Source organism: Extibacter sp. GGCC_0201 (genome assembly GCF_017566055.1).
GTDB lineage: Bacteria > Bacillota > Clostridia > Lachnospirales > Lachnospiraceae > Extibacter.
On sequence record NZ_JABFCH010000109.1, the window covers coordinates 1 to 233 of the forward strand.

Genomic DNA, 233 nt, shown 5'->3' on the forward strand with positions numbered 1-233 from the left:
GTCCATCAATAAAATGGGCAGCGAAGGCATCAAATTATGAAACTGAGCCTTCCTCCGCTTACGAGATTAGCTGTCGGGTTAGGGAAAGGAAGTTCCCGCATGCGGCTCAGCCGCAATTACACCCCAAATAATGGTTCTCCCGTTGCTGTTACCAGCATTCAGCGCATTGCATATAATACAAGTTGCTATAATAATTGTATAGGAATTTTTTTCAAATGTAAAGAAAAAAATCC

General features: G+C 41.6%; 1 riboswitch.

The features are described 5' to 3' along the window. Window positions 1-40 precede the first annotated feature (40 nt). A riboswitch (cyclic di-AMP (ydaO/yuaA leader) is annotated at window positions 41-174 on the reverse strand. Window positions 175-233: the final 59 nt, after the last annotated feature.